A 22271-nucleotide genomic window follows, 5' to 3' on the forward strand; every position below is an offset into this window, starting at 1 on the left:
CATCATGAAAACGAACACAACGCGTACCTTCATTGCTGGTCTTGCCTTGCTGGCGAGCAGTGCCGCCTGGGCGGGCACGGAAGTGCATTTCACCAAGCCGGAACAATTTTCGGACGTGTCTTTCGATCAGACGGAGCGTGAAAAAGTGCTCAAGGACTTGACGGCGCATTTCGAGAAACTGGGAGAGTCGCTCAAGCCTGGCCTGACCCTGAAGATCGACGTGACGGATCTGGATATGGCTGGCCGTGAAAATCCCGCCATGCGCTCCACGCAGGATTTCCGCGTGATGACCGGCCAGGCCGATTGGCCGCGCATGCGCTTGCACTATGTGCTGGAGCAGGATGGCAAGGTCATCGCCAACGCCGATGCGGCCCTGTCCGATATGTCCTATCTGACGCGCATCAATCGCTATGCGAGCGGCGACAAGCTGCGCTACGAGAAGAAGATGATCGATGACTGGTTCTCGAGCACGTTTGGCACGCAAGTGAAGCGTCCGGTACGCAAATGATCTTGCCGTCGCGCGCGACCCGCAGGGCAGCTAATCAACGCAAATAGTCAACGCAAAAGTCAACGCAAGTAAGCCTGTTCGATGCGCGCCTGCTGGCCGCTATGGCGCAGGGCCAGCAGGGCGGCATTCATCTGCGCGATGAAATCGTCCTTGTAAGCCGGCGTGTTGCGCGCGCTGTAGGCGATATAGGTGGCTTCGGACGACAGTTCCAGCACTTCATGCAGGGCGAAGCCGTAAGTGGCCAGTTCACCCTGCAGCTGGCGCGCCGTGTGGCGCGCCGCGCCGCGGTCGCTGGCGTAGCAATCGATGCGCCGCAAGGCCAGTTTTTTCAGATTGGCTTCATTCCCCTTGGCCGCTTCCAGGTGCAGCAGTCCTTCGCGGGCTGGCGCCATCAGTTTTTCCGACAGCAGAAAACCCGTATTGACGCCGATGGTCAGGCCGGCAAAGTCGGCGGGAAACCGCGTGCGCGGCGTGCGCATGACGGCCTCATGGCAAAACAGGACCACCGATTCACGGTATAGCACGGCTGAATACGGTTGCACGTACGAGCGTTCCGTTTTGCGTCCGGGCGGAAACAGGCCAAAAACCTGGCCCTTTTCCAGCGCGTCGAGTCCCCGTTTCCATGGGCGCGGCTGCAGTTCCAGCCGGTAGTCTGGCATCGACATGGCCGCCTGGCGCAGGATGTCGACATACATGCCCTTGAAGACGCCGTTTTCCACATAGCTGTACGGTGCATAGTCGTCGTCGCCGTACAGAATGACGGTTTGCGGCGCGGCATGGCCGATGCCCGGTGGCGCCATCGCGCAGGCGGCGGCCAACAGGCAGGCGCCGGCGCGGCGCAGGTCAATTTTGCATATCATCCTGACAAGCATACAGGATGACGAGCAGAATGTATCGCGTCTCAGTCGATCCAGTTCACCTGTGGGAACTTGCTGCCGAAATCTTCCGGCATGGGCACGACTTGGCTGCGTTTGTAGTTGAAGAAGACAAAGCCGGACTTGGCCATGGCGATCAGAGTGTTGTCGCGCGGGCGCGTGATGCGAAAGGTAATGTCGCCGCCATACTTGTTGAAATCCATGACGCCCACTTCGAACAGCAGCTGATCGCGCGCATGGGCTTCGGCGCGGTAGGTGGTGGCCAGGTCGGTGACGATGATGCCGGTGCCGTCCGCTTCGATGTCGCGCACGCCGTATTCGAACAGGAAGCGGGCGCGTGCTTCGGAAATCATGGAAATCATGGAATCGTTGCCGAGATGGTTGCCGGCGTTGATGTCGGTCGTGCGTACCGTCAGTTGCGAGGAATAGCAGTACTGGTCTTCAGGAAATTCAAGTTTCAAACGGGCCATGGTGTTCTCTTGGGCTGGGGCGCAGGGCGCGGCGGAAAAAATCCATTCTAGCCGGTTCCCCGCGCCCCGTCGAAAAACAGTCCCAGCCGCGTGCGCGGGGCCGCTTTACGGGGGTACGCTTATTTGCGCACAATCCTGTACACCTTGCCCGTGCCACTCAGCATGTACAGCTCGTTTTGCGCGTCCTGGCCAAACGACAGGATATTGCCCACGTTCGTGATGCCCCAGTCTTTCACGGCCGATGCCGTGCCATTGCTATAGCTAAAACTTTTCAGCCAGGCGCTGCAGTAGTCGGAATACAGGTATTGCCCCGCCAGTTCCGGCAAGGCCGTGCCCCGGTACACATAGCCGCCCGTGATCGAACAGCCGTTGGCCGCATCGTTGCTGTACGTGATGGCGGGCAGGACCAGCCCAGCCTGGTTGCAGCTGGCGCTGTTGTAGCACTGCGTGCCTTCCATGATATTCCAGCCATAGTTGTTGCCCGCCTGGCCCACAGGGCGCACGTCGACCTCTTCCCAGTTGGCCTGGCCCACGTCGGCGATGTACAGCAGCTGGGCCGGCACGTCGAAGGCGTAGCGCCACGGATTGCGCAAGCCATAGGCCCAGATTTCAGGGCGCCCGCCCGCCGTGGCAAAGGGGTTGCCGGGTGGAATGGCGTACGGCTGGGCCACCGTGCTGGCGTTGACGTCCAGGCGCAGCAGTTTTCCCAAGAGTACGTTGGTGTTTTGCGCGTTGCCGGGCGGATCGCCCCCGCTGCCGCCGTCGCCCGTGCCCGCGTACAGATAGCCGTCCGGGCCAAAGCTGAGCAAGCCGCCATAGTGATTGTTGAACGTGGGATGGGGAATCGTGATGATGTTCAGCGCGGACAGGGGATCGGCCACGTTGGCGTTGCCAGCCGACACTTGCCGCCGCTCGATGACGATATCGCCGGCCAGGTTCGTGTAGTACAGGAAGAAATAGCCGTTGCTGGCGTATTGCGGATGAAAGGCCATCGACAGCAAGCCCCGTTCGCCGCTGGTGGTGGTGAGCGTACTGATGTCGAGGAAGGGCGTGGCCAGCAGGTTGCCGTTCTGCACCACGCGGATGCGGCCGGCCCGTTCGATAATGAACAAACGGCTGTCGCCGGGCGGCGCCGTGAGGAAGATGGGCACGCTCAAGCCGCTGGCCACTTCCTGCAGGCGCAGGGCCAGCGGTGCTGTGGCCGCGTACGTGACGGCCGCGCTGGCCGTCGCCCCCGCATTGACTTGTACCTGCTGCGTGACGGGCGTGGGCGCCAGCGTTCCCGTGCCCTGCGCCACGCTGGCGGCGCTGAGCGTGTAGGCGCCGGGCGCCAGGTCCGTGAGCGTGGTGCTCGCCGTCAGCGTCTTGCTGTACGACGCCGGTCCCGTGACCGTGACGGCGCCCGCCACGCCGGCCGGCAAGCCGCCGAGGGTGACCGTCAGGCTGCCCGTGGTGGCGCCAGGTGCAGGGTGGTGCTGGCCGCCGCCACAGGCGGCCAGCAGGGACAGGCAGCATGCCAGCAGCAGGGCCAGCCAGGGCCGGGGGAGGCGGAAAGGTAGATGGCGCATGTCAGTCTCCTGCGGGAATGACGCAACGGCTGATCGAGGGGATGTGCCAAGAATGCGCGTCTTTGTGGCGGGAAGTTTGCGCTGGCGCAAACGTGCGGCGGCATCGGACAAATGCGCCGCGTTTTCAGACAAGCGCGGGGCCAGCTGTGCCACCGTGCCGGCAGCCGCCCGATAATGGCGCATCTGAAACCGAGCAGGAATGACACACATGAAAACCAAAGCCGCGATTGCCTGGAAAGCGGGCGCCCCGTTGACCATCGAAGAAGTCGACCTGGCCGGCCCGCGCGCCGGCGAAGTGCTGGTCGAGCTGAAAGCCACGGGGATTTGCCATACCGATTACTACACCCTGTCCGGCGCCGATCCGGAAGGCATCTTCCCTGCCATTCTCGGCCATGAAGGCGCCGGCGTCGTCGTCGACGTGGGCCCGGGCGTGACGACCCTGAAAAAGGACGACCACGTCATCCCGTTGTACACGCCGGAATGCCGCCAGTGCAAGTTCTGCCTGTCGCAAAAGACGAATCTGTGCCAGGCCATCCGTTCCACGCAGGGCCGCGGCCTGATGCCGGACGCCACCAGCCGCTTCTCGCTGAATGGCCAGCCGCTGTTCCATTACATGGGCACGTCGACCTTTTCGAATTACATTGTCGTGCCGGAAATCGCCCTGGCCAAGATCCGCGAAGATGCGCCGTTCGACAAGGTCTGCTACATCGGCTGCGGCGTGACGACGGGCGTGGGCGCCGTCCTGTTCTCGGCCAAGGTCGAGGCGGGCGCCAACGTGGCCGTGTTCGGCCTGGGCGGCATCGGCCTGAACGTGATCCAGGCGGCGAAAATGGTCGGCGCCGATAAAATCATCGGCATCGACATCAACCCGGCGCGCCAGGCCATCGCGCGCAAGTTCGGCATGACGCATTTTATCAACCCGAACGAGGTGGAAAACGTCGTTGACGCCATCGTGCAACTGACGGACGGCGGCGCCGACTACAGTTTCGAATGCGTGGGCAACACGACCCTGATGCGCCAGGCGCTCGAATGCACGCACAAGGGCTGGGGCAAGTCCTTCATCATCGGCGTGGCGGCGGCGGGCCAGGAAATTTCCACGCGGCCATTCCAGCTGGTGACGGGACGCGAATGGCGCGGTTCGGCCTTCGGCGGCGCGCGCGGACGCACGGACGTGCCGAAGATCGTCGACTGGTATATGGAAGGCAAGCTCAACATCGACGACCTGATCACGCATCGCTTGCCGCTCGAACGCATCAATGAAGGCTTCGACCTGATGAAGAGCGGCGAATCGATCCGTTCCGTCGTGTTGTACTAATCTTATCGGATGTACTCATTGCGCAACACTTGACGGACGGGGCAGGGCGGCACGCTGTACTTCGCTGCCTGCCCCTGCTAGTGTGAAGACATCACCGCCTTGCTTTGGGAGCCGTTCATGTTTGCCACTGCCTACCTCGCCACCTTGCGCCGCATGCTGCCCGTCTTCCTCGGCGCTGCCCTGTCTTCCCTGCTGGCCTTGTGGTGGAGCAATGCCGCCAGCCTCGCCACGCCCGCCATCTGGCTGGCGCTGCTGGCCACGTATCTGCTGTGCGCACTGCTGTTTACGCCGCTGGCCCGGCAGAGCCGCCAACTGGCCGCACGCCACGTGCGTCACGGCAAGCCGCGCTGAGGTCCTAGCGCGCCGTGCTGGAAAAACGTTCGCGGTAGTCGCGCGGCGTGATGGCGAGTTTCTTTTGAAACAGCCGGCGCAGCCTTTCCTCGCTATGCAAGCCCGCCTGCACGGCCACCTGTTTTAAGGAAGACACATTGTCTTCCAGCAAACGGCGCGCCACTTCGAAGCGGGCCGTGTCGATGAATTCCGTGGGGCTGGTACCCGTTTCGCGCTGGAACACGCGCGTAAAATTGCGCTCGCTCATGGCCAGCCTGGCCGCCAGCAGCGGCACAGTAAGCTCTTCTGCCAGGTGTTCCATGATCCAGCCCTGCAACTGGCGGATGGTGGGATGCGTCGTCATCTGGCTCGACAGGTGCACGGAAAACTGCGACTGGCCCCCGGGCCGCTTCAGATACACGACCAGGTCGCGCGCCACTTCCAGCGCGATATCGCGGCTGAAATCGTCTTCCACCAGGGCCAGGGCCAGGTCGATGCCGGCCGTCACGCCGGCCGACGTCCAGAATTTCCCTTCCCGCACGAAAATCGCATCGGCATTGACCTGTATCAATGGATAGCGCTGACGCAGGCTGTCCACGGCGCTCCAGTGCGTGGCGGCGCTCTTGCCGTCCAGCACACCGGCCTCGGCCAGGAAGAAGCAGCCCGTGCACAGGGCCGCCAGGGTGTCGATGCGCGGCGCCGCCTCGGCCACCCAGGCGGCGAGGGCGGGGATGTCCTGCAAGACTTGCTCGACGTGGTGGCAGCCGACGATGACGGCCAGGTCGGGCAGGCGGCTGGCATCGAGCGCCTTGCTGGCATGCAGCGACATCAGGGTGTCCGACTCGACCGGGCCGATGGCTGTCGACACGATGCGCACGTCGTAGCCGCCGGGCAGATTGCGCAGGCGCAAATGGGTGTTGGCGTAGTCAAACACTTTCATGGCGCCGATGGCTTCGAGCGCCTTGAAGCCGGGATAGACGATGATGTCGACGGTGCGCAGGGGGAATTCTTTGGGGCTTTGCTTGATCATGCGATATGCGCGAGGGGGATAAATACTGCCATAATGCAACAACAGCGATGGCGTAGGTTAGCATGAAATAACCGGCGCGCCCGCTGGCTCCCCACCCACCGGATTCCTCGATATCGTGCGCTTACTTCACATTTTTGCCGCCCTGACATTGCTGCTGGGCTCATCCCTTGCCCACGCGGCCACGCTCAACTTCAATGGCGGCGCCGTCAGCAACTGCAACCAGAGCCAGGATGGCTTGCAATACACGTGCACCTCGCTGGCGCTGACCTCCACCGACGTCATCGTCATCGGCAGCGCGTATGCCGTGACGGTCAACAGTTCGCTGGCGATGAGCTACAACCAGGGCTTGACGATGAGCGGCAATGCCACGCTGACGGTCAAGGGCAATCTCGATATCAAGGAAATCAATCCGCCGAACCTGAAAGTCACGGGGGGCAACCTGACAGCCGAGGGCGGCACTTTCCTCATGGGCGCGCAGGAACAGACCATCACGGCAAATGTTTCCGCCACGACCATCAAGATGGGCTCGAACAACGTCAAGGTGACGGGTAAGATCAGCGCCAAGGGCCCCGTGGAAATCGCCTCGGGTTCCGTCATCAACGGGCCGATCAGCGGCACCATCGTCAATATCCTGCCCGCCAGTACCCGCATCCAGGGCGATATCACGGCCAGCGTATCGCTGACCATCGGTTCCGGCAGCCAGGTGACGGGCAATCTGAAATCGCCGACGATCGACCTGAAGGCGTCCGGCCTGCTCGTCACGGGCGACGTGGACGCCAGCAATTCCCTGTCGATCGCCTCCGGCAATGGCATCAAGGGCAATGTGGACGCCGGCGAGGTGACGCTCGACTCGTCCAACGCCTATATCACGGGCAACGCCAAGGTCGACCACATCACCCTGGGCTGGCAGGGCCGGGTGCAGCAAACCATCACCTGCAAGGCATATACGCCATCGAACCCGTGCAGCTGCGTGACGAACAATAGCGGCTGGGCCTTCAATGAACCGATGGGGCCGAAATGCGGGCCCGGTACGCCGAGCGGACTGCACCATTTCCAGATCGAGCACCCGCTGACGGCGCTCACTTGCCAGGTGCCCACGGTGAAGGTAACAGCCTGCGCCGATGCCAGTTGCAGCGCGGTCTACAAAAATGGCGTGAATGTCACCGTCAGCCCGGGCGGCGAGTCGACGCCGATCGATACCAGCGGCGTCAACGCCAATGTCACGGTGCGCCAGACCACGGTGGGCATCGCCACCCTCGGCCTGGTCAGCACGCCCGCCACGACGGGGGCGCTGGTGTGCAAGAGCGGCGGCAACACGAGCAATTGCCAGATCAGCTTTCTCTCCAGCGGCTTCCAGGTGAGCGGCATTCCGCGCTACGCGGAAGTGCCGTATAAATTGGAAATCAGCGCCTTGCAAGTATCACCCAACAATCCGACCGCTTGCGTGACCATGTTCGCCGGCCAGAACAAGGACTTGAACCTCACATGTGCGTACGGCAATCCGGACAAGGGGACATTGCCTGCGCGCATCTTTGACAGCGCCAAAAATAGCTATGTTGCCCTGGCGGCCAGCGACCAGAGCAGTTGCAGCGGGACGAGCACCAAGTTGAGAGTGACGTTCGACGCCGATGGCGTGGCCAAGCCGAACATGCTGTATGCCGATGCGGGAGCGCTGCTCCTGACGGCCTCTTACAAGCCCGATAGCGGCAGCGACAAAGGTTTGGACATGAGCGGCAGCGGCACGGTCATCGTGGCGCCGCAGCAATTCCTGTTGACGAAGCTGGCGCCGACGCAGCGCGCTGGCCTGGCGGCAACGCCTCTCGTGGCGGGGACACCCATCACGTTATCGGCCGTCAACGCGCTCGGTGCCGTGACGAAGAACTTTGGCAACGAAAGCGGTGTCGCGGTGCAAAAAGTCGTGCTCGGCCGTAATCTGCTGGCGCCGGTCTACACAGACGTAAGCAATCCAGAAGTCGGCGGCGATCTCGATTTCGTGAAGAAAGGGGGCGTCATCGCGGCGCCGCCGCTGGTCTGGCCCGAAGTGGGCAAGATCAATTTCACGGCCGCGCTGCAATACGGTTATCTGGGCAGCGGCCTGACGTCGCCGGGGACGAGCGATGCCGTACTCTTTTATCCGCACCACTTTGTGACGGAACTGGTGGTCAAGAAAGTGGACCTCCCGGGGGGGACGAAGACGGAGTTTCCTTTCCCGTGCAGCGCGCCGTTCGTGTGTGCCGGCGACCGTGCCGTGTATTCGCGCCAGCCTTTCGATCTGACCATCCGCGCCCAGACCTCGGGTGGCGTGGACACCAAGAATTTTGACGCCAGGAATGACGTCATCAACAAAACGCAAGTGACGCTGGTCCCGTATGACGCGGCTACGGAGAAGAACAGCTATCCGCCCACGGCGCCATCGGGCAGCACGCTGACGGATGGGGCAAAAGCACCTGCGGCCGTGACGGGCGTACCCGTCAGCAGTTTCAGCAATGGCGTTGCCACGCGCTCCATCGCCTACAGTTTCCCTTCGGCCTATGCCGTGCCCAAAGAGCCAACGGCACTGGCATCGCCGACGGGGCTGCTGCTGCGCGCGACGTATGCCTACCCGGCGGCCGGTAATGTGAGCTCGGCACCGGCCGATGGCAAGGAAGCGCAGCTGACCGTGCTCACGGGCCGCCTGATGGTGCCGCATGACTACGGTTCCGAGCGCTATCCCGTGCGCCTGGCGGTACAGACGCAGTACTGGGATGGCAAGACCTGGGTCACCAGTCTGCTGGACAGCATCAGTGCGTTCGACAACACGCTGGTGGTGTTTGCCAATTGCAAGAAAACCCTGGTATGCAAGGACTTTTTATTGCCCAATAACACTATTGTTACTTATACGGTCGACAAGGGCGTCTTGCCGCCAAATAGACGCCTGATCCTGGCGGCGCCCGGCGTCGGCAAGAGCGGCAGCGTCGATGTTTCCGTGCCCGGCATTGCGTACTTGCCCAGCACCGTGGGCACCGTCGTCTTTGGCGTCTTCAAGTCGGGCCCCGTGATTTACCTGCGCGAGATGTATTAGCCTGAACCAAGGGCGGGGGCAGGCAGCGCGAAAAACCAGTAACATGCCTGGCTGTGGCATTTCCTCCCCCAACCTCAGACTGGAGTTTTCTATGAGCACAACTTCGCAGTGGATCGATATCGCCGGCCCGGACGGCAGCTTCCAGGCTTACCTGGCCGTGCCGCACGTGGGCAAGGGTCCCGCCATCATCCTGTTGCAGGAAATTTTCGGCGTCAACGAGCACATCCGCGCCGTGGCCGACCAGTACGCGGCCGATGGCTACGTGGTGCTGGTGCCCGACCTGTTCTGGCGCGCCGGCGCACACATTGAGCTCGGCTATGACGCGGACGGCTGGAAGCGCGCCGTCGAACTGATGCAGGCAACCGACAATCCGCAGGCGGACGCCGATATCGCCGCCACCATCGCCGCCCTGCGCGCGCGCCCGGAAGTGACGGGCAAGCTCGCTTCCGTCGGCTACTGCTTCGGCGGCCGGTTGTCGTTCCAGGCGGCCGCGGCCGGCCTGGTTGACGCCGCCATCGCCTATTACGGCGGCGGCATCCAGAACAAGCTGGACCTGGCTGACAACATCAAGGTGCCGCTGCTCATGCATTTCGGCGGCCAGGACAGCCATATTCCGCCGGAAGCCGTGCAAAAGATCGCCGAGCGTTTCGAAGACCGGCAAGACGTGGAAATCCATATCTACCCGGGCGCCGAGCACGGTTTCAATTGCACCCACCGCGACAGCTACCAGCAGCGCGCCGCCGCCCAGGCGCATGGTAATTCCCTGATTTTCTTGGCGGAAAATCTGTAAGACTGCCTCGCCAGACTGGCCAGCCGTTATTTTCCGCCCAGCAGCAAAGCCGCATGGGCGCTAAAATAGCGGCTGTGCCGGGCAACTCCGGCCGGCCGGGCGCGGCGCCCGGCAAACCTGGATGAGGAACCGAATTAAAGATGGCCCAAGTAATTGTTTCTGTAACATTGGCGGCAAGCGCCGAAAGAGTGTGGGATTTTATCGGCGGCTTCCAGTCGCTGAATGAATGGTCGAGCTCCATAAAGACCAGCCTGTCCGAGCACGGCGGCAGAGTGCGCCGCCTGAAAACCACGGACGGCGCCATCATCGCCGAACGCCTGCAAAGCTACAGCGAAGCGGACAAGAGCTACAGCTACACCATCGTCTCGGGCCCGATCCCCGTCAAGAACTACCGTTCCACCCTGCGCGTCACGGGCGAACCGGGCGCGAATGAATGCGTGGCGGAATGGTCGAGCGAGTTCGACGCGGCCGAAGGCGTGGAAGAGGTCATGGTGGGCGCGTTTCAGCATCTGTATGAGACGGCGTTTGTCGACCTGAAACGCATCATGGCGATTTGAACGCTCGTAGGTCGGATTAGCGGCAACGCCGCGTAATCCGACACCACCACCGGCGCCAACAATGTTGTCGGATTACGCGGGGCGATGCCCCGCTAATCCGACCTACGCTTGACGTTACCGCTTTACCTTCCCAAACGCCTCACCCTTGTTCCATGTCGGCAAGTTCTTGTCGTTCGCCACTTCATAGCCCAGGTTCAAAGTAAATTGCGCCTGCTGCACCATGCCGGACAGATCCCATGACGGCTTGTACTCGTCGGTGACCTGGTGGTAATCCTTTTTAAACGCCACCAGGCGCTCGCCTGAGGCTTTGGGCTCCTGGACGAAGTCGAACGAACCGTCGCCGGAAAACACGGCCGAGCCCACGTTGAAGGCGGGTACGCCGGCCTTGGCGAACGCAAAATGGTCGGCCCGGTAAAAGGCGCCGGACAGGTCGGGGATGGTCGGCGCCAGGCGCAGGCCCATGCGCTTGGCCACCCTGGCGGCGCTCGCGTACAGGCTGCTGCGCTCGGCGCCGGCCACGCCGATGTCGTGCGTCTTGCCGACGAAGTTCATGCTGTCGAGGTTCAGGTCGGCGGCCGTCTTGGCCAGTGGCCATAATGGCGCGCGCGTGTAGGCCGTGCTGCCCAGCATGCCCGTTTCCTCGCCGGCCGGCCACAGGAAGATCTGCGTGCGGCGCGCCGGCTGTTTCACCGCCACTTGCGCCATGGCCAGCAAGGCCGCCGCGCCCGAGGCGTTGTCGATGGCGCCGTTGTAGATATGGTCGCTCTGGCCAGCGCGGACGCTGCCTTCGTCATCCTTGCCCAGATGGTCCCAATGGGCCGAGTAGATGACGGCTTCATCCTTGAGTTTCGGATCCGTGCCCGGTACGATGCCGGCCACGTTGAATTGTTCGATGCTGCGGATCTGGCTGTTCAGTGCCACCTTGACCGTCGCGTTCAATGCGACGGGGCGAAATGCGCGCGTTTCCGCCTGTGCGCGCAAGGCGTCCAGGTCTTGCCCGCCCGCCTGGAACAGGGCGCGCGCCATGTCTTCCTGCAGCCAGCCTTCCATCGCATTGCCCGCGCCCGCCAGGTTGAAGCGCTCATGGCCGAAACCGTTGGCCGGCACCGACCACGGATACGACGCAGATGCCGTCGTGTGTATCAGCAGCACGCCGGCCGCGCCCTGGCGCAGCGCTTCCTCGTACTTGTAGACCCAGCGGCCGTAGTACGTGAGCGACTTGCCGGCGAAGCGCTGCGGTTCGGCGCTGGTCGGCTGCGGGTCGTTGACCATCATGATGACGAGTTTGCCCTTCAGGTCGGCGCCCTTGAAATCGTCCCAGTTTTCTTCCGGGGCGCGAATGCCGTAGCCGGCAAACACGACGGGCGCGTCGAACGCCACTGTCTGCTGGCCATTCGCCGCGCCAAAGACGATGTCCTGGCCGAAGGCGGGAGATAAAGTCTTGCCGCCCGCGCTGAAGGTGACTTTGCTCGATGGCAAGGCCTTGCTGCCGACGATGGTCAGTGCCTGGCGATACGTGCCATCCTTCAACGGTTGCAGGCCGGCCACGGCCGCCTGCGTTTCCAGGTAGCGCACGGCCAGGTCGCCGCCGCGCTGGCCCGTGCCGCGTCCTTCCAGCAAATCGTCGGCCAGGAAGGACAGATGGGCGCGCAGGGGCGCTTCGGCAACGAGCGGTTGGGCGAGGGCGGCCGTGCTGAACAGGCTGGCGGCGAGGACGAGGGGAAAGCGCATGACAACTCCAAAAGTGAATACGGGAAAGCAAAGCAGCGGCAATCTTACTCTACCGCAATGCTCCAGCGTAGCGCGCGGCGTGCGTGCGCCATTGCGGCCACAATGGCTGCTGGTCCACCGACAAGGAGCGTTCCATGACACCCCCTGACTTGCATTCAAACAATACCCTGCGTACCGCCGACGGCACATTGATCCACTACAAGGACTGGGGCAGCGGCCCGCCCGTCGTCTTCAGCCACGGCTGGCCCTTGTCGTCCGACGCGTGGGAAGACCAGATGTTTTATCTGGCTTCGCACGGCTACCGCGTCATCGCGCACGACCGGCGCGGCCACGGCCGTTCCAGCCAGCCGTTCGACGGCAACGACATGGATACCTATGCCGACGACTTGGCCGCCCTGATCGCCGCGCTGGACTTGACGGGCGCCACCCTCGTCGGCCACTCGACGGGCGGCGGCGAAGTGGCGCGCTACATTGGCCGCCATGGCACCGGACGCTTGGCCGGCGCCGTGCTCGTGGGCGCCGTGCCGCCGCTGATGCTGCAAACGGCCGACAATCCGCTGGGCTTGCCGCTATCCGTTTTTGACGCCATCCGTGCCGGCGTGCAGGCCGACCGCAGCCAATTCTTCCGCGACTTGAGCGAGGCCTTCTATGGCTACAACCGGCCCGATGCGAAGCCCTCGCAGGGCGTGCGCGACGGTTTCTGGCGGCAAGGCATGCAGGCGGGCATGCCGGCCGCCTATCTGTGCATCAAGCAGTTTTCCGAGACGGATTTCACGGCTGACCTGGCCAAATTCGACGTGCCGACTCTGGTGATTCATGGCGACGACGACCAGATCGTGCCGATCGCCGCCTCGGCGCGGCGCACTGCCGAGCTCATCATCGGCAGCAAGCTGCTCGTGTATGCGGGCGCGCCGCACGGCCTGGCGACGACGCACAAGGACAGGCTGAACGAGGACTTGCTGGAATTTTTGCGCCACTCGGTCGATGCGGCAAGCAATATCGAGGCGCACCTGTAAAACCGGCATATCCATTGCAAAACACATAATATTGTTTGATTTTTGCACCAATTGCGTGCGGATCGCCGATTTTTCTGCGTTTTAGAATGCAAAAAATGGCGTTCTGCCGCCTCGTTCCACCCGGTAAGGTCCAGTAAAGAGTAAACTAGCAGATACACTCTTTCGCATTGGGCGATTCGAGCGAACTTGTGAGTGATTTCATGTCTGATACACCAATTTCCTTATTTTCCGACCTTAACCTGAGCGAGCCGCTGATTCGCGCGCTCAAGGACGTCGGTTACGAAACACCGTCGCCTATCCAGGCGGCCACGATTCCATTATTGCTCGCGAACCGCGACGTGCTGGGCCAGGCGCAAACAGGCACGGGTAAGACCGCCGCCTTCGCCTTGCCGATCCTGTCGCGCATCGATCTGAAACAAAGCTCACCCCAAGCCCTGGTCCTGGCACCGACGCGCGAACTGGCCATCCAGGTCGCCGAAGCGTTCCAGGTGTACGCCGCCCACATCCCCGGCTTCCACGTGTTGCCGATCTACGGCGGCCAAAGCTATGGCCCGCAGCTGTCGGCCCTGCGCCGCGGCGTGCACGTCATCGTCGGCACCCCAGGCCGCGTCATCGATCACCTGGACAAGGGTTCGCTCGACTTGTCCAAGCTGAAAACCCTGGTGCTGGACGAAGCCGATGAAATGCTGCGCATGGGCTTTATCGACGACGTCGAACGTATCTTGAAAGAAACCCCGGAAGGCCATCAAACGGCCCTGTTCTCGGCCACCATGCCTTCCGTCATCAAGCGCATCGCCACGACCTATCTGATGAACCCGGCCGAAGTGACGGTCGCCGCCAAGACGGGCACGGCCGACAACATCCGCCAGCGCTACTGGCTGGTGTCGGGCATGCACAAGCTCGACGCGCTGACCCGCATCCTGGAAGCGGAAGCGTTTGACGGCATGATCATCTTTGCCCGCACCAAGCTGGGTACGGAAGAGCTGGCCGGCAAGCTGCAAGCGCGTGGCTTCTCGGCTGCCGCCATCAATGGCGACATCCAGCAAGCCCAGCGCGAGCGCACGATCCAGCAGTTGAAAGACGGCAAGATCGACATCCTCGTGGCAACCGACGTGGCCGCCCGCGGCCTGGACGTCGAGCGCATCAGCCACGTCGTCAACTACGACGTGCCGCACGATCCGGAAAGCTACACCCACCGCATCGGCCGCACGGGCCGCGCCGGCCGCAGCGGCGAAGCGATTTTGTTCATCACCCCGCGTGAAAAGAACTTGTTGAAAGCCATCGAACGCTCGACCCGCCAGCCGATCGGCATGCTGGAACTGCCGACGATCCAGGCCGTCAACGACGTGCGTATCGCCAAGTTCAAGGAGCAAATCAGCGAAACCCTGGCCCTGGGCGAGCTGGAACAGTTCCAGTCGCTGATCGAGGATTTCGAGCGCGAGCAAAACATTCCCGCCATCGAAATCGCCGCCGCCCTGGCGAAGATGGCGCGTGGCAATACGCCGCTGCTGCTGGACAAGAACAAGGCGCGCGAGCAAGCCACGTGGCAGGACGACCGTCCTGTGCGCCAAGACCGTTTTGAGCGCAACGACCGTCCGGAACGGGGCGACCGCTTCGACCGTAACGAGCGCAGCGACCGTGGCGAACGCCCGGCCTTCCCGAAAAAAGAACGCATTCAACGTCCAGCCGACGCCGGCATGCAGACCTTCCGCATTGAAGTCGGTCATCAGCATGGCGTAAAACCAGGCAATATCGTGGGCGCCATCGCCAACGAAGCGGGCATCGATTCGAAAAACATCGGCCGCATCGAAATCTATGACGACTACAGCGTCCTGGACTTGCCAGACAGCATGCCGAAAGAATTGCTGGACCAGCTGAAAACCGTGTGGGTCGCGGGCCAGCAGCTGCGCATCAGCCGTGACGGCGACGCGCCGGACCTGGCGCCGCCAGCCGCGCCACGCAAGCCGTTTGCCGCCAAGTCCGCGCCAGCGTTCAAGGATGCGCCAGCGGACGCGGGCGACGCAGCACCTGCACCGCGCGCGCCGAAGAAGGAACGTCCACGCCCGGGCGTGACGGCTTACCGCATCGAAGTGGGCCGTGAGCACGCTGTGACGCCAAGCAACATCGTCGGCGCCATCGCCAACGAAGCGAACCTGGAAGCCAAGCATATCGGCCGCATCGATATCTTTGACAACTACAGCGTGCTGGACCTGCCGGAAGGCATGCCGCCGGAAATCCTCGACCACCTGAAATCGGTCGTCGTTTCTGGCCAGAAACTGCGCATCAGCCTCGACGATGGCACGACGGAGCGCAAGCCTGCGCCACCGCGTCCGAAGTCGCCGCGCAAAACGTTCAAGTAAGCCATCCCCACGGGCGCCACGGCGCCTGTGTCGCGGATTGGAGACACATCCCTCACTGGCGCGTTCGCGCCAGTTTTTATTTTCCCTCAAGAAATGAATATTGTTGCCGCGTTATTGTTGGCGGCAGGCGTCGCCATGCGCCGGCCATGACGGCAGTCTTCCTGCGTCTTTTTATCGGCACATACGCCGTATTTATCGCCTGCCGCGCAGATACATAATTTTTTATTAATTATTGTGTGTGCGCGTAATTTGAATTTTGCATTCAATAAAATCAATAAAGTTGAATCAAAGTAAATTCTAAAAAATAAATGAATTGGTTTTTATTAAATTATTTGACCAGTGTCACTGTCGCCGAAGCGATATATCAAGGGTGCTTGATGTGGTATATTGTTTTTATGTTTTTGTTATGCTAGTTGAAAAAAAATAGAGGAGCGACGATGCGGGTCAATACGCCTATCACGCAAAATGAATACGTATTAAATGAAGGCATGACGATTGTTTCCACGACGGATTTACAGGGAAACATCAATTACGCTAATCAGTATTTCATTGAAGTCAGCGGTTTTTCAGAAATGGAACTGCTGGGTGCGCCACAGAATATCCTGCGTCATCCCGATATGCCGGCCGAAGCGTTTGCCGACCTGTGGGACACCATCAAGACGGGCATGCCGTGGACCGGCATGGTCAAGAACCGCTGCAAGAACGGTGATTTCTACTGGGTCTTCGCCAATATCACGCCCGTGATCGAAAACGGCCGCCCGATCGGTTATATGTCCGTGCGCACCAAGCCCTCGCGCGAGCAGATCAACGAAGCGGCAGCCCTGTATAAAAGTTTCAAAGACGGCAATACCTCCAAGCTGGCGATCCGCAATGGCCGCGTCGTGCGCCAGGGCTGGGTCGCCAAGCTGGCCGAATGGCGCAAGCTGACCCTGTCGCAAGACCTGGCCTTCCATTGCATCGTCTTTGGCGTGGTGCTGGCCATCCTCGGCTGCGCCGTGTGGAATATCGATGGAGACACAAGCACGGCCACGCGCAGCTGGCTCAGCGGTGCCGCCGCCGCCGCCGTCGCGCTGATGCTGTATTTCTGGGCCCATCTGCACAATTCGCTCGTCGCTCCGCTGGGTGACGCCGTCACGATGGCGCGCAAGATGGCGGGCGGCGACTTGACGGGCGTCATCGACAAAGTGCGCGACGACGACATGGGCCAATTGATGGCGGCCTTGCGCCAGACCAACATCAACTTGCACAGCATCATCGGCGACGTGCGCGCCAACTTCGAGGATATCCGCATCACCACGGCCGAGATCGCCACGGGCAATATGGACTTGTCCAGCCGCACGGAATCGCAGGCGTCCAGCCTGGAACAGACGGCGGCCAGCATGGAAGAGCTGACGTCCACCGTGCAGAACAGCGCCGACCACGTGGACACGGCCAACAAGCTGGCAGCGCAGGCGTCGACCGTCGCGGCCAAGGGCGGCACCATCGTCAGCGAAGTGGTCACCACGATGGACGAGATCAGCACCTCGTCGCGCAAGATTCTCGACATCATCGGCTTGATCGATGGCATCGCCTTCCAGACGAATATCCTCGCCTTGAACGCGGCCGTGGAAGCGGCCCGCGCGGGCGAGCATGGCCGCGGCTTTGCCGTCGTGGCCGGCGAAGTGCGCAGCCTGGCGCAGCGCTCGGCAACAGCGGCAAAAGAAGTGAAAAACCTGATCGACCATTCGATCGCCACCGTGAATGCGGGCAGCGTGCTGACCAGCAATGCGGGCGCCACCATGACGGAAGTGATCGCCTCGGTGGCCCGCGTGACGGAAGTGATGGACGAGATTTCCTCGACCACGCGCGAGCAGAACCAGGGCATCGGGCAAGTCAACCAGGCCGTCATCCACATGGATGGCATCACGCAGCAGAACGCGGCGCTGGTGGAGCAGGCGGCCGCGGCCGCCAGCAGCCTGGCGCAGCGCACCGAGAGCGTGGCCCAGTCGATCGGCATCTTCAAATTAAAGGCCTCGCCCAAGCGCAAGGCGGCCGGCGTGGGGCGTAGCGTGGGTGCGGGTGTGGCAGCAAGGGCGCTGTTAAAGGCCAGGTAGCAAAATGCTGGGGTCAGTCACTGCGTGATCGGAATGCTCCCCATTGGGGCGCATTCCCCCGTCGGGTCTGACCCCGGGTTTTGCCTGTGGGGTACTCTTACTGCTTCACCCGGTACACTTCCCCGCTGCGTACTTTCTTCACCACCCCATCCCCGCCAAACAGAATCACGTACTCTCCCTGCGCGCCCGAGGCGGCCGGGTAGGTGTACATCCACACTTCATTGCCGCTGTCGAAACGGATGGACGTGCTCTCGCCCAGCGCGGCGCGTACTTGCTCGCGCGTGCTGATGCCTGCTTGCACCGTTTGCTCCAGCGTAGCGTAGGGCACATTCTTGCTCGCATGCAAGGCGCGCGTGCCGGAGCAGGCGGCCAGCAGCGCCAGCACGAAGACACTGAACCACTTCATGGCGCCACCTCGTCCATGTAAGTAAATTCCAGCAGGGTGTCGTCGGGCCAGCTGGCATCCCACAAGGGCGCGTAATACGTGCGGTCGAGCAAGACCTGGCAATCGCAGTAGGGCAGTGAGGCGGGGGTCTGCTCGCCGCCCGCGTACAGCATCGTGAACGGTAGCGTAACCCTGCGTTCGCCATGCACGAGGGTGACGCCGAACAGGGGGCGCTCCGTGAAGAACAAATAGTTGCCGTCCGGCTCGGAACAGACCTTGTCCGTGCTATAGAGCATGCTGGACAGCCAGGCGATGATTTGCGGGTCGTTCGAGATCAGGCCCGAATCCATGCCGGCGCGGCATTCCAGGCGCAAGTCGCCCAGGCGCCGCGTACCGGGCGGCAAGCCGGGCGTGATGACTTGCGCGCGCCAGCTCATGGTGGTGGCCTTGCGGTTGGCGATCAGCACGGCGTCTTCGCGCGCGGCCTGTGCATTGCGCACGGGGGCAAAGCTGTTGTCCTCGGCCAGGGGCAGGGGGATGCTGACGGTGTCGCCGGCGATGCGCAGCCGCACGCCCGTCATGTTCACACCGGGCTGGCGCGGTAGCAAGCGAAAGCGCAGCACTGCCTGCGGCGCCAGCGCATGGTCGCGTTCGAAGCGGTCCACGCCCTGCAGCATCTTGCGGTAGGATTTATCGACGGGGTCGCGCGTGGCGTCGACCTTGACTTGCGGCACGGGCGCGGTTTGCGCCAAGGCGACCGGGCCATGGAGCAGGCAGGCAAGCAGCAGGGAGAGATTAATACGCATGGCTTGATGCTACGCTTTTTTGCGCGGCAGCCACGCACGCGTGAGTGTCTCAGTATTCGCTCAGTACTCGCTATATTTGCGCGCGTCGCCGCGTACCTGTTGCGCCGGGTATTTCTGTGCGTTCAGTGCCATCTTTTCCAGCACGGCAGAGTGCAGGTCGACGCCGCTCTTGTCGGCCAGGCGCACCAGGTACATCAGCACGTCGGCCAGCTCGTGGCGGATGCCCGTGCGTTTGGCATCGTCCAGTTCGGCGTCCGCGCCCGTGGGCAGCCACTGGTAGTGCTCGACCAGTTCCGCCACTTCCACGGACAGGGCCATGGCCAGATTTTTCGGCGTGTGGAACTGGTCCCAGTCGCGTTCGTCGGCAAAGGCGCGCAGGCGTGCACGGATATCAGACAGGCTGTCGGCCGGCGCGCTCATGCCGCCGCCTGCAGTGGTTTTTCCATGAAGACACTGAACGGGTCGTCGGGATAGTCGCCGTACGGCCCGCGCCGCTGGTAGCCGTGGCGCGCGTACAGGGCGATGGCTTCGGGCTGGTGGATGCCCGTCTCCAACGTCAGCAAGCGGCAGCCGCGCGCCAGCGCCTGCTCTTCCAGCAAGCTTAGCAGGCGCCTGGCCAGGCCCAGGCCGCGGCTGTCCGGGTGCACGTACATGCGCTTGACCTCGCCGAAATCGGGCGTGACGACGATGGCGCCGCAGGCGCGCGCGCGGCCATCGGCATCGCGGGCGACGGCAAACAGCAGGGTATCGGATGGCACCGATGCCAGGTCCAGCGAGTAGACGCACTCGGCCGGGTACAGGGTCTGTTGATAGGCATCAAGCTCGGCGATCAGGGTTTGCACGTCGGCTTGCTGTGGCGATTCCAGGCGGATGGTCATGGGGAGGTCGAATGAATGGGACTTCCCCCATGGTATCACTGCGGCCGCGCCAGGCGCATCGTCAAACCGATGGGCGACATCACAAAACCCATCAGCTCCTGCGCCTCGCCGCCATCGGGCGTGTCGACGCCGGCGATGTCGAAGCTGCCCAGCAGCATGGCCATGGCGATCTTGATTTCCAGCAAAGCCAGATAGCGGCCGGGACAGGTACGCAAGCCCCCGCCAAACGGCATGGCGGCGCGCTTGTTGTTCGCCTCGGCGCTGCCCTCCAGCCAGCGCTCGGGCCGGAACGCTTGCGCGTCGGGAAAGTGTGCATCGGACACGCTGTCGTGGCGCATCACACACCACAGCATGCTGCCGGCGGGCACGGCCACGTCGCCCACCACCGTGTCGCGCAGCGCTTCGAGCGGAATGTAGGGCGCCACCGGTTTCAAGCGCATGGCCTCGCTGGCGCAGGCGCCCAGGTAGTCGAGGCTATCCATTTGCGCCACGCTGAACTGCGCCACGTCGGGCGCCAGGCGCCGCACTTCCTCGCGCGCCTTGGCCAGGCTGTGCGGATGGCGCTGCAGCAGATAGATGATCCAGGAAATCGTGTTGGCCGTCGTGTCTTCACCGGCCAGCAGCATGGTCAGCACATTGCCGGCCACGGCGCGGTCGTTCACGCCGCTGTCCTTTTCGTCGGCGGCGGCGATCATGGCTTCGAGCAGGTTCGGTGGCCGCACGCGCCGCGCGGGGTCGTGCGCCATGCGTTCGCGCGCCTGCTGCACCAGTTGCGCCACGGCCACGTCCAGCGCTGCCACGTCGCGGTCCAGGCGCCGGTCGACGGGCAGTTTGACGTAGCGCCAGTACGGCAGCATCGACAGGCTGCGCCGTGCCACGGCCGGCAGGATGGCGTCCAGGTGGCGCTGGATCACGTCCTCGCCCGATTCCAGCGTGTTGACTTCGCTGCCGAAGGCCAGGCCGGCGATGATGTCGACCGTGTAGCGTTTCAGGTCGCCATCGAGGGCGATGGCCTGGCCTTGCGTGGCGGCATGCTGCCAGCGCCGCTGCAGGCGCTGCGCCACCGTCACCAGCGCGGGGAAATATGCCTTGATGGCGCCCGGCGCCATGCCGGCCATGACCATGCGGCGCTGGTTGCGCCACTCGCTGCCCTCGGCCAGGAAGACGCCGGGGATGCCGCCCATTTCCACCGAAATCGTGTAGCTGCTGAGGGGGCGGCGGAAACCGTCCGGGCGGTCGCGCAGCACGGCGGCCACGGCCTCGCTGTCGGCCACCACCAGCACCAGGGTGCGGCCAAACCAGGCGCGCACGAAGGGGCCATAGCGGCGTACCCAGCCTTCCACGTCGCGGTGGATGCGCGGCAGTCTCACTTGCATGGCGTTGCCGATGATGGGCAAGGCGAATGGCCCCGGCAACTGGCGGATCTGGCGCAGGGTGGTGGCGGGTGCAGGTGCGGTGACGTGGTCGAGTGGTGGCATGGCAAGCTCCTGTTGTCGTGGAACGATGGCCTGACTGTAGCGCGCTTGCGCGCACGCGTCTTGAACGAATACGACATGAACGAATATGGCAGGAACGAATACGACAGGAACGAATACGACAGCGCGCGCGGCGCCGAAAATTGCCGGTACAATCGTCGCCATGCCTGCCGCCCCATCGCCCCTGACCCGTTTGATCGCGCCGCGCACCGCGCTCGCTTCCTGCGTGCGCGCCTTCCTCGTGCGCGACACCACGCATTGCGCGCCGCTGCCGCCCGCGCAGCGCCTGAACCGCTTTCCCGCCACGCCCATGTGCTGCCTGCTGTGGACGGTCGCGGGCGACGTCGAGGCGGCCGCGCCCGCTCCCGACCTGCTGCACGTGCGCATGCCGCCCGCCCTGTTCAGCGGGCCGCGCGGCTATCCCCTGGTCAGCTACAACCCCGGCCCCGTGCACTCGTTCATGGTGATGCTGTATCCGGCCGCCCTGCATGCGTTGACGGGCATCGACATGGCGGCCCTGTTCGACCAGGTGCGTCCGCTGGCACCGCTGTTCGACGCCGACTGGCTGGCCTTGTCCGACGCCGTGCTGGCCGCACCCGACGATGACGCGCGCATCGCGCTGGTGGAAGCATTCCTCGCGCCGCGCTGGGCGCTGGCGCGCAAGGGCGGCGACCATCCGGCCGGCGCCATCCAGGACTGGGTGCGCCGCCTGGGCGTGCAGGCGGCCTCGACGGGCCTGGCCAGCGGCGCGCGCAATATCGAGCGCCGCATCAAGGCCTGGGCCGGCCAGCCCATGCGCACCCTGCGCCGCATGCGCCGCGCGGAACAGTCGTTTCTCGACGCGCGAGAATCCATGCTGCAAGGCAATGCTTCCTGGACCGATATCGCCGCCGAGGGCGGTTACGCCGACCAGGCCCACCTGTGCCGCGAAGTGCGCGCCATCACGGGCCTGAGCCCCACGGAACTGGCGCGCGCCAGCCGCGAGGATGAAAGTTATTGGGTCTACAGGATTTGGGCGTAATC

20 protein-coding genes are annotated in these 22271 nt (G+C 63.2%); 10 read left to right on the top strand and 10 right to left on the bottom strand.

Annotated elements, in window-relative coordinates:
• The first annotated feature begins 4 nt into the window (after window positions 1-4).
• Window positions 5-508 carry a DUF3016 domain-containing protein gene (locus P9875_RS04160; RefSeq protein WP_219313486.1) on the top strand — a complete coding sequence of 168 codons (504 nt, stop codon included), beginning with the start codon at window positions 5-7 and terminating at the stop codon, window positions 506-508.
• A gap of 59 nt (window positions 509-567) precedes the next feature.
• Here the strand turns inward: P9875_RS04160 and P9875_RS04165 are convergent, their stop codons facing one another.
• The 3 genes from P9875_RS04165 to P9875_RS04175 all read right to left on the bottom strand — a co-directional run bounded on the left by P9875_RS04165 (window position 568) and on the right by P9875_RS04175 (window position 3421).
• Entirely contained in the window at window positions 568-1368 is an 801-nt protein-coding gene (locus P9875_RS04165) for a substrate-binding periplasmic protein (protein ID WP_051959341.1), read from the bottom strand.
• 41 nt (window positions 1369-1409) lie between these two features.
• A complete protein-coding gene (locus tag P9875_RS04170) occupies window positions 1410-1853 on the bottom strand; it encodes a thioesterase family protein (RefSeq protein ID WP_099401379.1) in 444 nt (147 codons plus the stop codon).
• Between the two features lie 119 nt (window positions 1854-1972).
• Complete coding sequence (locus tag P9875_RS04175) at window positions 1973-3421, bottom strand: PQQ-dependent sugar dehydrogenase (RefSeq protein WP_278317651.1); 1449 nt, start codon at window positions 3419-3421, stop codon at window positions 1973-1975.
• 208 nt (window positions 3422-3629) lie between these two features.
• Between P9875_RS04175 and P9875_RS04180 the strand changes: the two genes are divergently transcribed.
• Together P9875_RS04180 and P9875_RS04185 are read left to right on the top strand one after the other, a co-directional pair.
• Entirely contained in the window at window positions 3630-4736 is a 1107-nt protein-coding gene (locus tag P9875_RS04180) for an S-(hydroxymethyl)glutathione dehydrogenase/class III alcohol dehydrogenase (protein WP_035824324.1), read from the top strand.
• A 117-nt stretch (window positions 4737-4853) separates the two neighbouring features.
• Window positions 4854-5087 carry a hypothetical protein gene (locus P9875_RS04185; protein ID WP_176390766.1) on the top strand — a complete coding sequence of 78 codons (234 nt, stop codon included), beginning with the start codon at window positions 4854-4856 and terminating at the stop codon, window positions 5085-5087.
• A gap of 4 nt (window positions 5088-5091) precedes the next feature.
• Here P9875_RS04185 and P9875_RS04190 read toward each other — a convergent pair whose 3' ends face one another.
• On the bottom strand, window positions 5092-6096 hold the full coding sequence (locus P9875_RS04190) for a GlxA family transcriptional regulator (RefSeq protein ID WP_035824326.1): 1005 nt from the start codon (window positions 6094-6096) through the stop codon (window positions 5092-5094).
• A 115-nt stretch (window positions 6097-6211) separates the two neighbouring features.
• Here P9875_RS04190 and P9875_RS04195 point away from each other — a divergent pair, with 115 nt between their 5' ends.
• From P9875_RS04195 to P9875_RS04205, 3 genes are all read left to right on the top strand, one after another.
• Window positions 6212-9157, top strand: coding sequence for a polymer-forming cytoskeletal protein (locus P9875_RS04195; RefSeq protein ID WP_152598829.1), 2946 nt, complete (start codon window positions 6212-6214; stop codon window positions 9155-9157).
• A gap of 91 nt (window positions 9158-9248) precedes the next feature.
• Window positions 9249-9947: a dienelactone hydrolase family protein gene (locus tag P9875_RS04200; protein WP_099401383.1), complete on the top strand. Its 699-nt coding sequence runs from the start codon at window positions 9249-9251 to the stop codon at window positions 9945-9947.
• A gap of 140 nt (window positions 9948-10087) precedes the next feature.
• A complete protein-coding gene (locus P9875_RS04205; protein ID WP_035824332.1) occupies window positions 10088-10504 on the top strand; it encodes an SRPBCC family protein in 417 nt (138 codons plus the stop codon).
• Window positions 10505-10618: 114 nt separating this feature from the next.
• Here the strand turns inward: P9875_RS04205 and P9875_RS04210 are convergent, their stop codons facing one another.
• Window positions 10619-12235, bottom strand: a complete 1617-nt coding sequence (locus P9875_RS04210) for a M28 family peptidase (protein ID WP_278317652.1) — start codon at window positions 12233-12235, stop codon at window positions 10619-10621.
• A 134-nt stretch (window positions 12236-12369) separates the two neighbouring features.
• On the opposite strand from P9875_RS04210, the gene P9875_RS04215 reads away from it, so the two are divergent.
• The 3 genes from P9875_RS04215 (at window position 12370) to P9875_RS04225 (ending at window position 17704) form a co-directional block, all read left to right on the top strand.
• On the top strand, window positions 12370-13251 hold the full coding sequence (locus tag P9875_RS04215) for an alpha/beta fold hydrolase (protein WP_278317653.1): 882 nt from the start codon (window positions 12370-12372) through the stop codon (window positions 13249-13251).
• A 200-nt stretch (window positions 13252-13451) separates the two neighbouring features.
• Entirely contained in the window at window positions 13452-15611 is a 2160-nt protein-coding gene (locus tag P9875_RS04220) for a DEAD/DEAH box helicase (protein WP_278317654.1), read from the top strand.
• Between the two features lie 437 nt (window positions 15612-16048).
• Window positions 16049-17704 (top strand): methyl-accepting chemotaxis protein, encoded by a 1656-nt coding sequence (locus tag P9875_RS04225; protein WP_219313470.1) that lies wholly within the window; start codon window positions 16049-16051, stop codon window positions 17702-17704.
• 97 nt (window positions 17705-17801) lie between these two features.
• On the opposite strand, the gene bamE is transcribed toward P9875_RS04225, so the two are convergent.
• The 5 genes from bamE to P9875_RS04250 are packed head-to-tail and all read right to left on the bottom strand — an operon-like array spanning window position 17802 to window position 21251.
• The gene (gene bamE / locus P9875_RS04230) at window positions 17802-18110 is read right to left on the bottom strand and encodes an outer membrane protein assembly factor BamE domain-containing protein (protein ID WP_278317655.1); all 309 of its coding nucleotides are present in this window, start codon (window positions 18108-18110) and stop codon (window positions 17802-17804) included.
• Window positions 18107-18895, bottom strand: coding sequence for a hypothetical protein (locus tag P9875_RS04235; protein ID WP_278317656.1), 789 nt, complete (start codon window positions 18893-18895; stop codon window positions 18107-18109). Before P9875_RS04235 ends, bamE begins: the two co-directional genes overlap by 4 nt.
• 60 nt (window positions 18896-18955) lie before the next feature.
• The gene (locus P9875_RS04240) at window positions 18956-19315 is read right to left on the bottom strand and encodes a nucleotide pyrophosphohydrolase (protein WP_278317657.1); all 360 of its coding nucleotides are present in this window, start codon (window positions 19313-19315) and stop codon (window positions 18956-18958) included.
• Window positions 19312-19773 carry a GNAT family N-acetyltransferase gene (locus P9875_RS04245; RefSeq protein ID WP_278317659.1) on the bottom strand — a complete coding sequence of 154 codons (462 nt, stop codon included), beginning with the start codon at window positions 19771-19773 and terminating at the stop codon, window positions 19312-19314. The genes P9875_RS04240 and P9875_RS04245 overlap by 4 nt, the downstream gene beginning before the upstream one ends.
• A gap of 35 nt (window positions 19774-19808) precedes the next feature.
• Window positions 19809-21251, bottom strand: a complete 1443-nt coding sequence (locus P9875_RS04250) for a cytochrome P450 (protein WP_278317660.1) — start codon at window positions 21249-21251, stop codon at window positions 19809-19811.
• A gap of 85 nt (window positions 21252-21336) precedes the next feature.
• Between P9875_RS04250 and P9875_RS04255 the strand changes: the two genes are divergently transcribed.
• The gene (locus P9875_RS04255; protein WP_278317661.1) at window positions 21337-22269 is read left to right on the top strand and encodes a helix-turn-helix domain-containing protein; all 933 of its coding nucleotides are present in this window, start codon (window positions 21337-21339) and stop codon (window positions 22267-22269) included.
• The last annotated feature ends 2 nt before the right edge of the window (window positions 22270-22271 follow it).

It is taken from the genome of Janthinobacterium rivuli, assembly GCF_029690045.1.
GTDB classification, from domain to species: Bacteria; Pseudomonadota; Gammaproteobacteria; order Burkholderiales; family Burkholderiaceae_D; genus Janthinobacterium; species Janthinobacterium rivuli.

Bases quoted from the DNA above. Each gene is read 5' to 3' on its own strand.
- P9875_RS04160 (WP_219313486.1), top strand. From the start codon at position 5: ATGAAAACGAACACAACGCGTACCTTCATTGCTGGTCTTGCCTTGCTG.
- P9875_RS04165 (WP_051959341.1), bottom strand. From the start codon at position 1,368: ATGATATGCAAAATTGACCTGCGCCGCGCCGGCGCCTGCCTGTTGGCC.
- P9875_RS04170 (WP_099401379.1), bottom strand. From the start codon at position 1,853: ATGGCCCGTTTGAAACTTGAATTTCCTGAAGACCAGTACTGCTATTCC.
- P9875_RS04175 (WP_278317651.1), bottom strand. From the start codon at position 3,421: ATGCGCCATCTACCTTTCCGCCTCCCCCGGCCCTGGCTGGCCCTGCTG.
- P9875_RS04180 (WP_035824324.1), top strand. From the start codon at position 3,630: ATGAAAACCAAAGCCGCGATTGCCTGGAAAGCGGGCGCCCCGTTGACC.
- P9875_RS04185 (WP_176390766.1), top strand. From the start codon at position 4,854: ATGTTTGCCACTGCCTACCTCGCCACCTTGCGCCGCATGCTGCCCGTC.
- P9875_RS04190 (WP_035824326.1), bottom strand. From the start codon at position 6,096: ATGATCAAGCAAAGCCCCAAAGAATTCCCCCTGCGCACCGTCGACATC.
- P9875_RS04200 (WP_099401383.1), top strand. From the start codon at position 9,249: ATGAGCACAACTTCGCAGTGGATCGATATCGCCGGCCCGGACGGCAGC.
- P9875_RS04205 (WP_035824332.1), top strand. From the start codon at position 10,088: ATGGCCCAAGTAATTGTTTCTGTAACATTGGCGGCAAGCGCCGAAAGA.
- P9875_RS04210 (WP_278317652.1), bottom strand. From the start codon at position 12,235: ATGCGCTTTCCCCTCGTCCTCGCCGCCAGCCTGTTCAGCACGGCCGCC.
- P9875_RS04215 (WP_278317653.1), top strand. From the start codon at position 12,370: ATGACACCCCCTGACTTGCATTCAAACAATACCCTGCGTACCGCCGAC.
- P9875_RS04220 (WP_278317654.1), top strand. From the start codon at position 13,452: ATGTCTGATACACCAATTTCCTTATTTTCCGACCTTAACCTGAGCGAG.
- P9875_RS04225 (WP_219313470.1), top strand. From the start codon at position 16,049: ATGCGGGTCAATACGCCTATCACGCAAAATGAATACGTATTAAATGAA.
- bamE (WP_278317655.1), bottom strand. From the start codon at position 18,110: ATGAAGTGGTTCAGTGTCTTCGTGCTGGCGCTGCTGGCCGCCTGCTCC.
- P9875_RS04235 (WP_278317656.1), bottom strand. From the start codon at position 18,895: ATGCGTATTAATCTCTCCCTGCTGCTTGCCTGCCTGCTCCATGGCCCG.
- P9875_RS04240 (WP_278317657.1), bottom strand. From the start codon at position 19,315: ATGAGCGCGCCGGCCGACAGCCTGTCTGATATCCGTGCACGCCTGCGC.
- P9875_RS04245 (WP_278317659.1), bottom strand. From the start codon at position 19,773: ATGACCATCCGCCTGGAATCGCCACAGCAAGCCGACGTGCAAACCCTG.
- P9875_RS04250 (WP_278317660.1), bottom strand. From the start codon at position 21,251: ATGCCACCACTCGACCACGTCACCGCACCTGCACCCGCCACCACCCTG.
- P9875_RS04255 (WP_278317661.1), top strand. From the start codon at position 21,337: ATGGCAGGAACGAATACGACAGGAACGAATACGACAGCGCGCGCGGCG.